The 12,853-nt window shown below is 51.1% G+C and carries 17 protein-coding genes; all 17 read left to right on the top strand.

Annotated elements, in window-relative coordinates:
- Entirely contained in the window at window positions 1-1,146 is a 1,146-nt protein-coding gene (locus tag LCS67_RS17050; RefSeq protein WP_070808804.1) for a DUF3383 domain-containing protein, read from the top strand.
- 11 nt (window positions 1,147-1,157) lie between these two features.
- Entirely contained in the window at window positions 1,158-1,598 is a 441-nt protein-coding gene (locus LCS67_RS17045) for a phage structural protein (RefSeq protein WP_000257262.1), read from the top strand.
- A 3-nt stretch (window positions 1,599-1,601) separates the two neighbouring features.
- Window positions 1,602-2,054: a phage tail assembly chaperone gene (locus LCS67_RS17040; protein WP_000389050.1), complete on the top strand. Its 453-nt coding sequence runs from the start codon at window positions 1,602-1,604 to the stop codon at window positions 2,052-2,054.
- A 23-nt stretch (window positions 2,055-2,077) separates the two neighbouring features.
- Entirely contained in the window at window positions 2,078-2,242 is a 165-nt protein-coding gene (locus tag LCS67_RS17035; protein WP_023229521.1) for a DUF6889 family protein, read from the top strand.
- Entirely contained in the window at window positions 2,232-4,241 is a 2,010-nt protein-coding gene (locus LCS67_RS17030) for a transglycosylase SLT domain-containing protein (protein ID WP_100521833.1), read from the top strand. Before LCS67_RS17035 ends, LCS67_RS17030 begins: the two co-directional genes overlap by 11 nt.
- Window positions 4,241-4,816 (top strand): phage baseplate protein, encoded by a 576-nt coding sequence (locus LCS67_RS17025; protein ID WP_100521832.1) that lies wholly within the window; start codon window positions 4,241-4,243, stop codon window positions 4,814-4,816. Before LCS67_RS17030 ends, LCS67_RS17025 begins: the two co-directional genes overlap by 1 nt.
- The gene (locus LCS67_RS17020) at window positions 4,816-5,118 is read left to right on the top strand and encodes a phage baseplate plug protein (RefSeq protein ID WP_000155111.1); all 303 of its coding nucleotides are present in this window, start codon (window positions 4,816-4,818) and stop codon (window positions 5,116-5,118) included. Before LCS67_RS17025 ends, LCS67_RS17020 begins: the two co-directional genes overlap by 1 nt.
- A gap of 2 nt (window positions 5,119-5,120) precedes the next feature.
- Entirely contained in the window at window positions 5,121-6,182 is a 1,062-nt protein-coding gene (locus LCS67_RS17015; protein ID WP_100521831.1) for a hypothetical protein, read from the top strand.
- Between the two features lie 2 nt (window positions 6,183-6,184).
- Entirely contained in the window at window positions 6,185-6,526 is a 342-nt protein-coding gene (locus LCS67_RS17010) for a hypothetical protein (protein ID WP_225090898.1), read from the top strand.
- 539 nt (window positions 6,527-7,065) lie between these two features.
- Window positions 7,066-7,239 (top strand): hypothetical protein, encoded by a 174-nt coding sequence (locus LCS67_RS17005; RefSeq protein ID WP_164972474.1) that lies wholly within the window; start codon window positions 7,066-7,068, stop codon window positions 7,237-7,239.
- 60 nt (window positions 7,240-7,299) lie between these two features.
- Window positions 7,300-8,055, top strand: coding sequence for a Gp138 family membrane-puncturing spike protein (locus tag LCS67_RS17000; RefSeq protein WP_058108200.1), 756 nt, complete (start codon window positions 7,300-7,302; stop codon window positions 8,053-8,055).
- Window positions 8,055-8,408, top strand: a complete 354-nt coding sequence (locus tag LCS67_RS16995; RefSeq protein WP_001270643.1) for a hypothetical protein — start codon at window positions 8,055-8,057, stop codon at window positions 8,406-8,408. The genes LCS67_RS17000 and LCS67_RS16995 overlap by 1 nt, the downstream gene beginning before the upstream one ends.
- Entirely contained in the window at window positions 8,409-9,608 is a 1,200-nt protein-coding gene (locus LCS67_RS16990; RefSeq protein WP_100521829.1) for a baseplate J/gp47 family protein, read from the top strand.
- Window positions 9,605-10,285: a DUF2612 domain-containing protein gene (locus tag LCS67_RS16985; protein ID WP_023223254.1), complete on the top strand. Its 681-nt coding sequence runs from the start codon at window positions 9,605-9,607 to the stop codon at window positions 10,283-10,285. The genes LCS67_RS16990 and LCS67_RS16985 overlap by 4 nt, the downstream gene beginning before the upstream one ends.
- Complete coding sequence (locus tag LCS67_RS16980) at window positions 10,285-11,817, top strand: phage tail protein (protein WP_100521828.1); 1,533 nt, start codon at window positions 10,285-10,287, stop codon at window positions 11,815-11,817. The genes LCS67_RS16985 and LCS67_RS16980 overlap by 1 nt, the downstream gene beginning before the upstream one ends.
- Before the next feature lie 14 nt (window positions 11,818-11,831).
- Window positions 11,832-12,350, top strand: coding sequence for a tail fiber assembly protein (locus LCS67_RS16975; protein ID WP_000421108.1), 519 nt, complete (start codon window positions 11,832-11,834; stop codon window positions 12,348-12,350).
- A gap of 248 nt (window positions 12,351-12,598) precedes the next feature.
- Window positions 12,599-12,784, top strand: a complete 186-nt coding sequence (locus tag LCS67_RS16970) for a PagK family vesicle-borne virulence factor (RefSeq protein ID WP_071786695.1) — start codon at window positions 12,599-12,601, stop codon at window positions 12,782-12,784.
- Window positions 12,785-12,853: the final 69 nt, after the last annotated feature.

Below are 12,853 nucleotides of genomic sequence, written 5' to 3'. Positions count from 1 at the left end.
ATGCCGCAGGGATTACCTGTATCAAACGTCGTTAATGTCGACGTGATCATTGGGCCGCGCGCGGCTACTGGTCGAAATTTTGGTTCACTGCTTATTCTCGGGACATCCACGGTAATTCCGGTGAAAGAGCGTCTTCGCCTCTACTCCTCAAAGGAGGACATCGGATCTGATTTCGGCGTGGACAGCCCCGAATATGAAGCAGCAACAGTCTATTTCTCGCAATCACCACGCCCTAAAGAAGTCTATGTAGGTCGCTGGGCTAAGACACTGGCAACGGGTGAGGCGGGTGCTGCTGAAAAGCTGATGGATGCGGTTAACGCCGTAATGGGCTACACCAACTGGTATGGTCTCGGTATTGCAGACAAAGAGGATATTGCAGATGACGACTGGCTGAAGGTTGCTGCAGCCGTAGAAGCTTCGGGCGTCAGCCGCATTCTGGCAATTACCACCAGCGATCCCGCCACCGTTGACGCCACTTCAACCGGGGATCTGGCCTACAAGCTGAAGGCGGCAAAATACGGGCGCACGTTCGTACAGTATTCTTCCAGCAGCAAGTACGCTGCGCTGTCCGCGTTTGGCCGCGCGTTTACGGTCAATTTCAACGGCAGCAACACCACCATTACTTTGAAATTCAAACAGGAGCCGGGGATCACTTACGAAACCCTGACGACTGATCAGGCGGCGGCGCTGGATGCCAAGAAGTGCAACGTGTTTGTGTACTACCAGAACGATACGGCAATCCTGCAGCAGGGCGTCATGTCCAGCGGAGATTTCTTCGACGAACGCCACGGGCTCGACTGGTTGCAGAACTACGTACAGACCAACCTGTATAACCTGCTGTACACCAGTACAACCAAAGTACCGCAGACCGATGCGGGTGTGACGCGTCTTCTGTCCAATGTTGAGCAGTCTATGGATCAGTCCGTGACGAACGGGCTGGTGGCTGCTGGCGTATGGAACGGTGGCCCGATTGGGCAGCTGGATTCCGGAGACACGCTGACAAAAGGGTATTACGTCTACGCGCAGCCGATTTCCGAACAGGCGCAGGCCGACCGCGAAGCGCGTAAGGCACCGGTTATTCAGGTGGCCTGTAAGCTGGCGGGGGCGGTTCATTTCGCTGATGTGCAGATCAACGTCGTTCGCTAAGGGGAAAATGAATGGCTACTTATTCTTTTACGGACGTCACAGCGTCCATTTCTGGTCCGACTGGTGTAATTGATCTGGGTTACGGCTCCGCCAGCTCCGAGGAAGGGATCACTGTTGCTATGGCCGGTCCTAAAAACACCATGACAATCGGCGCTGACGGCGAAGTGATGAACAGCCTTCACGCAGACAAGAGCGGCACGGTAACCGTCAACCTGCTTAAGACCTCGCCGACAAACAAAAAGCTGTCGCTGGCGTATAACGCCCAGAGCCAGTCCTCAGGCACCTGGGGAAACAACGTCATTGTGATCCGAAATAAGGTGAGCGGAGACATCATCACGGCGCGCAGCGTGGCATTCCAGAAACAGCCGGATAACGCCAATGCTAAAGCCGGTAATACGATGCCCTGGGTGTTTGACTGCGGCAAAATCGACCAGGTACTCGGAGAGTTTTAATAGATGGAATGTTCAGTCAAAGGCCACGATTACCGCGTGGCAAAACTCAGCGTTTTTGACCAGCTGAAAGTGACCCGTAAGCTGCTGCCGGTACTGGCGGGCATGATGTCAGATTTCGGGAGCATTCGTTCCCTTCTGCCTGCGGATGGCAAAATCGACACCGTGAAATTTGATCAACTGAAACCGGTGTTTGAAACCCTGCTGCCGCGTATCGCTGAGGAACTGTCTTCCCTGACCGAAGAAGACACCAACGCGATTATTCATCCGTGTCTGTCTGTGGTTTCACGTAAGCATATGGACGGATGGACGCCAGTATTTAGCAGCGGGCAGTTGATGTTTGACGATATCGATCTGCTGACCATGCTCCAGCTGGTGGCGCGGGTGGTCGCCGATTCGCTGGGAAATTTTTTGCCCGTGAGCCCTACCAGCGCGACGCCGGGCCAGCCTCAGGGCTAACCCTCAACAGCCTGCCTGACGGGCTGTCTTATCTCCTTGACCCGGTTGATGCCGGGTTAATCCCTTATTACGCGCTGAAGGATGGGTCTGTCGATCTGTGCGATATCGCGCTGATGAATGACCATCTGGCCGTTAAGGCTGACAACCAGCGCCGTATTGAGAAATGGAGAGAGGATAATGAACGCTGAGACTATTAAAGATTTTCTCGTCTCCCTTGGCTTTGGTATTGATGAAGCCGGATACGAGAAATTTGAATCTGTTCTTGCTGGCGTCACCGCAAATGCCATAAAAACAGGGCTGGCGGTGGAAGGTGCGGCGCTGTCCGTTGTTGCGTTTACGGCGAAAATTGCCTCCGGTCTGGATAACCTTTACTGGGCATCTCAACGCACCGGCGCGACGGTTCTGGGGATTCAGTCGATTGGCTACGCAGTTTCGCAGGTGGGTGGCAGCGTGGACGCGGCGCGGAGCTCGCTGGAAAGCCTCTCACGATTTGTACGTAACAACCCCGGCGCGGAGGGATTTCTTAACCGCCTGGGTGTACAGACTCGTGACGCCAGCGGGAACATGCGCGACATGGCTGCTATTTTTACGGGCGTCGGCCAGAAGCTCAGCAGCATGCCGTATTACCGCGCTAACCAGTATGCGCAGATGCTGGGCATTGACGAAAATACCCTCATGGCGATGCGTCGGGGTTTGGGGGGATTCTCCGGGCAGTACAGCGCGATGGCGAAGGCCATCGGTTACGACTCTCAACAGGCCGCTGTTTCCTCCAACAAATTCATGACCTCCCTGCGCGAGTTCGGCGCGATGGCAGGCATGGCCCGTGACAAAATCGGCTCGAATCTTGCTGGTGGTCTGGCGGGTTCGCTGGACACGCTGCGCCGCCACATCCTGGATAACTTCCCGCGCATCGAGCAGACCCTGACGAAAGCCATAAAAGGCATTCTGGCGCTCGGGGACATCATCGGGCGGCTTTTCTTCCGGCTTATTGAGGGGACGTCAGACCTTATTACCTGGTGGAAATCACTCGACAAGCAAACGCGGGAGCTGATCTCGCTGTTTGGTGCGCTGACTATTGCGCTGCGCATTCTGAACAGTACGTTCTGGATGTCGCCGATTGGCCTTATTACCGCGCTGGCGGCGGGGATTGCCCTCCTGTGGGAGGACTATCAGACCTGGAAGGAAGGCGGTGACAGCCTGATTGACTGGGAGAAGTGGAAACCGGAGGTCGACGCCGCGCTGAAGATGGTTCGTGACCTGAAAGCGACCGTTAACGACCTGGCTAAAGCGCTGGCAAAGCTACTCAATATCGACCCGAAAGCATGGTCCCTGAAGTGGGATTTCAGCAACTTCATCGATCAGATGGGCGAGTTCAGCAAGATGTTGAACATGATCGCCGACCTGCTTAACGCCATTAAAGATGGCCGCTGGGCTGATGCTGCCAGCATCGGAAAACAGCTTCTTAATCAGGGGAGCGATTCTCCGTCAGCAATGCCGATGGTGACCGACAGTGCCAACGGTGCCGCCGACTGGATTAAAGATAAATTTGGTGTTGATCCCCGTAATGTTGGTCGGTGGATAAAAAGCAAATTTGGCGATGATGAACCATACCAGTACGGACAGTCAGTAAAACGACCACAGCCAACCAAAGCAGGCTCGGAATTGCTTGGCTGGATGCAGCCGATGCTTACCAATCTGGAACAGCTCTACCGGCTTCCGGAAGGTTTGCTGCGCAGTGTGGCCATCACTGAATCAGGCGGAAATCAGTTCGCTGTTTCAGGTGCTGGCGCCAAAGGTCTGTTTCAGTTCATGGACGGCACGGCACGTGACATGGGGCTGCGAGGGAATGATGTTTTCGATCCTGAGAAGGCCGCACGAGCAGCTGCAAAATATCTCTCACAGTTGCTACAGGCTAACGGGGGCGATCTGAGCAAGGCGCTGGCGTCATATAACTGGGGGATCGGGAATGTACAGAAACACGGGATGGCCCTTATGCCGCAGGAAACCCGCAACTACATTCCCAGGGTACTGAGCAATATGCCAGGACGGAGTACGCAGGTTCAGCAGCAGAACACTTACCACATTTATGGTGGTGGTGATCCGCGTCAGGTGGGTTCAGAGGTTGAACGTCGCCAGCAGTCTGCAAACGCCCAGGTTATGCGCGGCAATCAAACGAAGGTGGGCTAATGGACTTTCTCTCTACTCTCTTTCAGCAGCAGACCAGAAAAATCGGGATGATTGTCCCCAGCGTGGTGGTTTCTGAGAAACATACCGATACGCTGGAGATAACAGAGCATCCGGTAGAAGTCGGAGCTGCCGTTGCCGATCATTCCTATAAAAAACCGTCTGAAGTCGTCATGGAGGTCGGGTTCGCTGGTGGCGGAGCGTTGCTGGATTTTGCCAGTAATCTGACTTCCACCAGCTTACTTGGCCTGAGTCCCCGGCAGACGTATCAGGAAATACTCGACCTGCAGGCGAGCCGTATTCCTTTCGATGTGGTTACGGGCAAACGGCTGTACAGCAACATGCTGATCCGCGCGCTGGAAGTGACGACAGACAAGACAACCGAAAACGTCCTGTCTGCCGTCCTCACCCTGAGGGAGGTTCTCATCTCGCAGACGCAGCAGGTAACCGTCGCGGATAAAACCGACATGAAGGACGGGGCCAGCACGTCGCCAGTCCTCAATACCGGAACCAAAACAACTAAACCGCCCAACACTTCTTTATTGCAGAGTGGTGCGGCTTTTCTGGGGCTGGGTTAATGACTATTCAGGAAATTCCGCTGACCGCGGATAACCAGCAGTTCAGCATCATCCTGGCGGGTATCACGTGGCGGATTCGCATCATCTGGCGTGACCTGTACTGGATCATGGACCTGCAGAACGACAGGGGGGAGCCGGTAATCTCCGGCATTCCTTTGGTCACTGGCGCCGACCTGCTGGCACAGTACGCATACATGGGACTGGGTTTTAAGCTGGTGGTGATGTGTGACGACAGTACACAGGATTATCCGACGAAAACCGACCTGGGCGGTCGCAGTCATTTACTGGTATTAACGGAGTAAGCATGTCACAGAACTGGATGAGGCATTTCGAGCTGCAGCTCGTGGGCGAAAACGGACAGGGTATTCAACTCAGCGACTTTAAAGTGACCTTTACGATCGACTGGTTCAACATCAGCAGCGCATCCCGGGTGGGAACGTTCAAAATCTACAACCTGTCAGCTGATACGGTGAACCGCATCACCGGCCAGGAGTTTTCGAAAGTGCGGCTGATTGCCGGTTACGACGGTATCGCGCCGGAGGTGGCAGCCAGTGATGTCGGCATTGCGCGGGAAGTCGACGCCGACACGGTGGGCCAGAGCGACGGGCGCAACTACGGACTGATTTTTAGTGGGGAAATTCGCTACTCGGTCACAGGAAAAGACAGTCCCATTGACTCCTACGTCCTGATTCAGGCCGCCGATACGGATCTGGCATTTGCCACCAGCATTACCAATCAGACGCTGGCAGCGGGTTACACGACAGAAGATATGTTCAGGCTGTTGATGAAGGACTTCGAAGCCAAAGGCGCGACCGTTGGTCGCACTCCGATATTCCCCCCGACTGTTTTCCCGCGGGGACGTGTGTTGTTTGGCATGACACGGCATCTTATGGATAACGTTGCTGCTCAGTGCGGCGCCACCTGGCAGTTCGTGGATGGTCAGCTTAATATGCTGCCCGAAGGTGAATACATGCACGACGCGATTGTGCTCAACAGCGCCACCGGGCTGATCGGCATGCCTCAGCAGACCATCGGTAATGGCGTTAACGTCCGCGCTCTGATTAACCCGAACATCCGGGTTAACGGGCTAATTCAACTGGATCAGGCTTCGGTGTACCGTACTGCATTGTCGAATAACGATATTGCTATGGCTGGTGGCCGTATCACCGACCAGAACACTGACGGTAATATCACGCTAAGCGGCACCACGGCGCAGCCTGCCAGCATTGCAACGGATGGCGTTTATGTTGTGAAAGGCATTATGTATACTGGTGACACAAGGGGCCAGGCGTGGTACATGGATATGATGTGCGAAGCGCGTGGGGCTCAAGATGTGAGAACTCAGGATTCGCTCAATCGGGGGTAAGCGTGAAAGCATTAGCTTTTTGTATTGCTGCTTTAATGTCATTTGGAGCTTCGGCAAGCGGCTATACGGCGTACTGCGGACCATACACCATTGTCGCAAGAGTTGGTGAAATGGACATGATCAATGGCGAACGCGTCACCTCTCAAAAGATTACAAATTTGGGGGCGGACGGTATCAAAATTGATATGGGTCTGATGCCTGCCAAAGATGGCAACAACTATGGTTTTGAGTATATCCATCGCCCTGGTACCGAAACGCGTTTCCTGAACGTCCAACTGCTGCAGAACAGCATGGACGCGCCGAGAATTATCGGTTCATTCCCGTGCAAGAAGGTTGATGATTAGTAAAGTATGTGTAATCAACGGAATGAAGCAGTTGGCCTTGAAATAGATACAATTTTGTCGTACTCAAAAGAGAGGTATGAAGAAGTTAAGGCAACGTACAGACGGTTGGAGGATAAAGCTAATTTTCTTCTTGCTGTGCTCGGTGTTGAGATTTCTGCATTATTAGCCGTTTTTGGGTCCTTTGAGTTGGGGCAACAGTTAAAGACTAGCCTATCAGCAAGATTGTCTCTATTGTGTTTGTGTTCATGCTTTGTATGTTTAATGGTTTGTTTTTATTATCTATGGAAATCTTGGGAACTTAGAAATATTCCTAAAATGCCAGTGTATCGTACAGCTGAACAACATGACTTTCTTCTGAAGGGAGATCGTGATGATACAGTTAGATTTCACTTGATAATGTATCGTAGGGCTATTGATAGTATCGAGAAAATCCATAAAGAAAAATCAGCATTTGTTAATGAGTTATTTCGATGGATGGCAATGTCGTTTGTTTTTTTTATTATTTCCGTAACGTGCATGTTGATAAATAAGGTTTGAAAATGTCCTATCCAGAAGACGAAAATGAGCATCAACCGAAACCCCAAGAGGCTGAAAAAGTTTTCCTTAATAACTATGAGCAAGACATCATAGCGAGAGTTCCTTTTGGGGACCTGGAAGTTATGACAGAAAGCTTTCATCGCAATCCGAATATCTTTCCAAAGAAAGAACGGTAGTAAAACCTAATCTACAAACCCGCCACCCGGCGGGTTTTTTGCTTTCTGGAGCCCTACCAAATGGCAGTATCTGACCAGACTCGCAGCGGCGACCTTGCCGAAACATTCAAATCTGAGCGGGAAACCACTAAAAACCAGATCCGTGTCGCGTTACCTGGCATTATTCAGTCATTCGATCCTGACGCGGTGACGGCGGTTGTGCAGCCTGCTGTCCGTTCGGTTGAAACTGATAACGACGGGAACCGCATTACCAAAAATTACCCGCTGCTGGTGGATGTGCCCGTGGTATTTCCTCGCGGCGGTGGCTGCACGCTAACGTTCCCGGTTAAAGCTGGTGATGAGTGTCTGGTGATTTTTGCCGATCGCTGCATCGATTTCTGGTGGCAGAACGGCGGGGTACAGGAGCCTGTCGACGATCGGGTGCATGATTTATCGGATGCGTTCTGTATCGTCGGGCCGCAGTCGCAGGCGCAGAAAATAAGCGGAATCAGCACCAGCGCCGCACAATTGCGTACCGATGATGGGGCTGCTTTTGTGGAAGTGGCCGCAGGCCATAACGTTACTGTTAAAACCCCCGGCGCGCTGACGGCTACTGCAGAAGGCGGAACTACGATCACATCACCCATCATTACGCTAAACGGTGACGTAACCATTAACGGCAATCTGTCGCAGGGGATGGGTGAGGGCGGCGGTAGCGCAACGATGCTTGGTCCTGTCACGGTGACAAACGATGTAACGGCTGGCGGTAAGAGCCTGATGACGCATACCCACGGCGGGGTACAGACTGGTGGTGGTAATACAGGAGCGCCTAACTAATGCGGTACAGACGTGAAGACGGCGAAGGTGATTACACTTTTGGTAGTGGCGATGATACCTGGCTGATTAACTCGCCAGAAGCTGTCGCGCAGGCGGTAAAAACACGATTTGCATTGTGGTACGGGCAGTGGTTCCTCGATAAGACAGAGGGAACACCGTGGATTCAGTCTGTGCTCGGTAAGCAAAAGCCGGAAACCTACAATCTGGCGATCCGCAAGCGCATCCTCGAAACGCGGGGCGTGAAATCCATCCTCTCTTTCAATACCACAGTGAACACGACGACGCGCCGCGTCCAGTTCTTCGCTGAAATCGACACTATCTACGGAACAACGACAGTAACCAGCGAGGCATAAATGGCCCTCAATTTGGACACACTCGGCTTATCGGCAACGGTAACCGCTGAGGGGATCAGTGCGCCTGATTACCAGACGATACTCGATACCCTGACGAGCTATTTCCAGCAGATTTATGGTAGTGACGCTTATCTGGAGCCGGACAGCAAAGACGGCCAGATGGTGGCGCTGGTGGCGCTTGCTATTCACGATGCCAATAACACAGCCATTTCCGTCTATAACTGCTTCTCACCTGCTACGGGTTACGGCGCAGCGCTGACCAGTAACGTAAAAATTAACGGTATCGCACGCAAAGGTGCAACGAACTCTACCGTGGATTTACTGCTCACTGGCACCGCAGGAACAACCATTACGAACGGCACCGTGAAAGACACCAATAACGTGATCTGGCGTCTTCCGGATTCAGTGGTGATTGGTGTTGATGGCACCGTGACGGCAACTGCAATCTGTTCCAAAAGCGGAGCGGTTGCAGCTCCTGCCGGGACGATTACCACTATCAATACACCGACCCGTGGCTGGACGTCGGTAACCAACCCGGCAGCGGCCACCGTTGGCGCACCTGCAGAAACGGACGCAGAACTGCGCATCAGGCAGGGGCAGAGTGTCGCGATACCATCCATCACACCATTTGAAGGTGTGGACGGGGCGATCGCTAATATTGCTGGTGTGACGCGCCACAAGCTCTATGAAAATGATACAGGAAAGACTGACGGTAACGGGCTTCCTCCGCATTCCATCTCGGCCATTGTTGATGGTGGCGATGTGACCGAAATAGCCAGGACCATCCGGGGAAATAAAGGGCAGGGGGTCCGGACCTGTGGAAAAACATCCGTAACCGTACCGGATAAATATGGCAATCCTCACATAATCAGTTTTTCGCGACCAACTGATGTCCCTGTTTACGGAAAAATCACCTTAACAGTTTTTGCCGGGTACACCTCTCAGATAGGTGTGCAGATTCAGCAGGCTGTTGCGGATTACATTAACAGACTGATGATTGGTGATCAGGTACTGCTGAGCCGGATTTATTCTCCTGCTAACCTTGGGGTCGTCAGTGGTGGAAATGCACGCTATTACGATATTCAGGAGCTACTGATCGGCAAATCTCCGGAAGCTGTTGCTGCGGCGAATATTAATATTGCTTACGACGAATCTGCCTCCTGTAAGCCGGAAAATATTATTATTACGGTGGCAGCATGAGCAAATATACGGACTTAATTACTAACTATCATGCGACAAAACCTAAATTCGTTGAACACATCGATTTAGTGACCAGGCCGTTATCTGAAACCTCAGCCGCAATAAATGGGCTAATAAACGCTTTTGATATTGATCATGCGACAGGAATACAACTCGATATTCTCGGCCAGTGGATAGGGTTAAGCCGGGTTGTAAGCCAGCCAATAAGCGGTGTCTATTTCAGCTGGGACACTGACGGACTCGGATATGACCAGGGCGTCTGGCAGGGGCCATATGATCCGGATTCGGGTTATACCTCGCTGAGCGATGAAACCTATCGCATCGTTCTAAAAACAAAGATAGCAATTAACAACTGGGACGGAAGAAACGACTCTCTGCCTCCCATTCTTGACGCTGCACTGGACGGGTCCGGTCTGAAGATGCAGATCGTCGATAACCAGGATATGACCATAGGTATCTGGGTTTTTCCTGAAACAGATATTTCATCGGTCTCTCTCGAACTTATTGCTGCGATACGACAAGGGTATCTGACGGTAAAGGCCGCTGGTGTATGGGGCGGAAGTATTGAAATTCCTTCGGTGGAAACGCCTTCTGAAGGAAACAGGTTTTTTGGGTTTGATATGGATAACGAATATATCAGCGGGTTTGATGCCGGTTCATGGGGGACATTACTCTGATGGCTAAAAATGATTTTAAACCGTTTGCGACGGGCAAGGGGGCTAATGTTACATCGCAGCCTGACTGGGAGGCGCTGCCGGCGCTCCTGTCTGGTTTTACTGCGGGCAAGGCATCAAGTGCACAGGTAAATAAAGCGCTGCGTCAGGCGAGCTTCATCGCTGCAGCACTGGCACAGTACACAGCCAGCAAGAGCGGGCAGGATGTACTCGATGATGGTGACCTGAGCGGCTTTATCGCCAAAATGTCCGCTGCGTTCGGTAAGGATTTTCAGACTCTTGATGCCACGCTGACGGCGCTCGCTGGTCTGGCTACCGGTGCAGATAAACTCCCGTATTTCACGGGGAATGATACCGCCGGACAGACTGATCTTACTTCTGTTGGGCGCGACATCATCGGAAAAACCAGCGTTGCGGATATTCTCACATACCTCGGTTTAGGAGAAACGATAAATCTGGCAAAAAATGCCGTTCCGGCGACGCGCAGGGTTAACAACAAACCGCTGTCCGGTGATATCAACCTGTGGGCGTCAGATGTGAAGGCTATTTCCGCCGATGCTGTTGGAGAAATTACCGATAACGGCACGATGGCATCAGCTAATATACCTGGATGGTGGCGGGTGGCGGTGTCGAATTCTGATACGGTCGCTGATTTTCCGACCTGGCCGGATGGCAGAAAGCTGTACAGCTACGGATATATGTTTGTTGAGAAAATCGGGGAAGTCTGGTTTCAGCACTATTACGCGCATATGGGCGCGAACGCAAAGCGCCAGGACTGGGGAACGGTACCGAATACCAGCCGCCCGTGGGTTATTGACTACAACACCTCAAATAAACCTTCAGCCGGTGATGTGGGTGCATTGCCGATTACCGGAGGACGGCTTAACGGTTCGTTAGGTATTGGTACTGATAATGCGCTGGGCGGTAATTCTATTGTGCTCGGTGATAACGATACCGGGATTAAGTGGCACAGTGACGGCGTTTTAGGCCTTTATGCCAATAATGCCCTGGTCGGTTATATCGACAACTCCGGGCTGCACATGTCAGTTGATGTTCTCACTAATGGTATCTTACGTGCCGGCAACGGAAAAACACTGACGTTATCGAGTGGTAACAACTCCGCGATGAACGCCGGTTTCAGTCTGTGGGGAAATGGCACAGACCGCCCAACGGTCATTGAACTGAGTGACGATCAGGGCTGGCATTTCTACAGCCAGAGACGACAAGACGGCGGTATCGAACTGAGTGTAAACGGCAATATTTACCCTGCTAATTACAGCAATTTTGACGCCCGTTATTTAACATCAGGAAACGTATATACAAAAGGCGAATCAGATAATCGTTATGTCCAGAATATCCAGCGCGGTGCTCCTGTATGGCCTGGCAAAGTAGATGAATATGGACCAGCAGAAGCGCCTGCTGGTTGCTTTTTAACACAGGCCAGACATGACCCAACAACAGCATACGGTGTGACATTTGCGTATAGACCGCTACAAATGTGGGTGGGTAATGGCTGGCGTACAATTAATGGATAATTTAGGTGAATATAATGGAATTAAAAAACGTAACCAGATACATTCCTGACGACCAGGACTACGATAATAACTTTCTGTATTTTCGTAGTGAAGATGGTCAGGACTTTTACGAATCACTGAGTAAATTCACCAAAAAATATAAGCTGTGCATTGACTCCGAAAATATAATACGTTCTGTAGCCGAAGATGTATCGCGCCTTTATCCGGCAGGTTTTTCGGTTGTTGAGGTCAATAAACTACCAGCCGGATTTAATATCTATGGCGACTGGAAATATTCGAACGGCACTGTTCTGGCTGTTCCCGTTGACTATCAGGCTAAGGCCGAAACCACCCGGCAGAAACTACTGGATGGAGCTAACAGCATCATTGCCGACTGGCGAACGGAACTGGCGCTGGGTGAAATCAGTGACGACGATAAGGCCACCCTGACTAAATGGATGTCGTATATCAAGGGACTTAAATCACTGGATTTAACAGGAATTTCAGACGAGGCCACCTTTAATAAAATACAGTGGCCTGCATTACCACAGTAACGACTACTACTGACTTGCTAGTTTTTAGGTGTTAATTCGGCTCAGGTATCTGTACGAAGTCACTAAGATATAAGTAAATTTTCTTTAGAAAAGAAAATTTATTGTACTTATTATTTACTTTTAAAGTAAATATATACTTAACAATCAAGAGATATTCAAGGAAAACTTTCTTTTCTGCTTTATCCTGATAAAAGGATTGCGATAAAAGTTAAGGATGAAGCATAGCTATCAATTATGTGGGTGATTTTATGAATAAACTTAACAGTGTATTGTTAGCGCTGGTTTTTGCTATATCGGCCATAGCATTTTCTTCATCTGCAATGGCCACTGAAAGCGGTAATAAAGGATTTCCTGGCCTTTCGTTTCCGTGGTGTAAAATCTGGCCGGCAGATATAGAAATCCCAGAACTACCATGGGGTAAAATATGCTGGTAAACGAAATAACTTTTATTAACCAAAGGGATTAATTGCCGCGTAAACAAGTAATTTTGTGGTATATGGATA

It is taken from the genome of Salmonella sp. A7 (assembly GCF_020181675.1).
Lineage (GTDB): Bacteria > Pseudomonadota > Gammaproteobacteria > Enterobacterales > Enterobacteriaceae > Salmonella > Salmonella enterica.
This window is presented reverse-complemented; position numbering and strand designations above follow the sequence as displayed.

Excerpts from the sequence above, each read along its gene's own strand:
- LCS67_RS17050 (WP_070808804.1), top strand. The coding sequence starts at position 1 with ATGCCGCAGGGATTACCTGTATCAAACGTCGTTAATGTCGACGTGATC.
- LCS67_RS17045 (WP_000257262.1), top strand. The coding sequence starts at position 1,158 with ATGGCTACTTATTCTTTTACGGACGTCACAGCGTCCATTTCTGGTCCG.
- LCS67_RS17040 (WP_000389050.1), top strand. The coding sequence starts at position 1,602 with ATGGAATGTTCAGTCAAAGGCCACGATTACCGCGTGGCAAAACTCAGC.
- LCS67_RS17030 (WP_100521833.1), top strand. The coding sequence starts at position 2,232 with ATGAACGCTGAGACTATTAAAGATTTTCTCGTCTCCCTTGGCTTTGGT.
- LCS67_RS17025 (WP_100521832.1), top strand. The coding sequence starts at position 4,241 with ATGGACTTTCTCTCTACTCTCTTTCAGCAGCAGACCAGAAAAATCGGG.
- LCS67_RS17020 (WP_000155111.1), top strand. The coding sequence starts at position 4,816 with ATGACTATTCAGGAAATTCCGCTGACCGCGGATAACCAGCAGTTCAGC.
- LCS67_RS17015 (WP_100521831.1), top strand. The coding sequence starts at position 5,121 with ATGTCACAGAACTGGATGAGGCATTTCGAGCTGCAGCTCGTGGGCGAA.
- LCS67_RS17005 (WP_164972474.1), top strand. The coding sequence starts at position 7,066 with ATGTCCTATCCAGAAGACGAAAATGAGCATCAACCGAAACCCCAAGAG.
- LCS67_RS17000 (WP_058108200.1), top strand. The coding sequence starts at position 7,300 with ATGGCAGTATCTGACCAGACTCGCAGCGGCGACCTTGCCGAAACATTC.
- LCS67_RS16995 (WP_001270643.1), top strand. The coding sequence starts at position 8,055 with ATGCGGTACAGACGTGAAGACGGCGAAGGTGATTACACTTTTGGTAGT.
- LCS67_RS16990 (WP_100521829.1), top strand. The coding sequence starts at position 8,409 with ATGGCCCTCAATTTGGACACACTCGGCTTATCGGCAACGGTAACCGCT.
- LCS67_RS16985 (WP_023223254.1), top strand. The coding sequence starts at position 9,605 with ATGAGCAAATATACGGACTTAATTACTAACTATCATGCGACAAAACCT.
- LCS67_RS16980 (WP_100521828.1), top strand. The coding sequence starts at position 10,285 with ATGGCTAAAAATGATTTTAAACCGTTTGCGACGGGCAAGGGGGCTAAT.
- LCS67_RS16975 (WP_000421108.1), top strand. The coding sequence starts at position 11,832 with ATGGAATTAAAAAACGTAACCAGATACATTCCTGACGACCAGGACTAC.
- LCS67_RS16970 (WP_071786695.1), top strand. The coding sequence starts at position 12,599 with ATGAATAAACTTAACAGTGTATTGTTAGCGCTGGTTTTTGCTATATCG.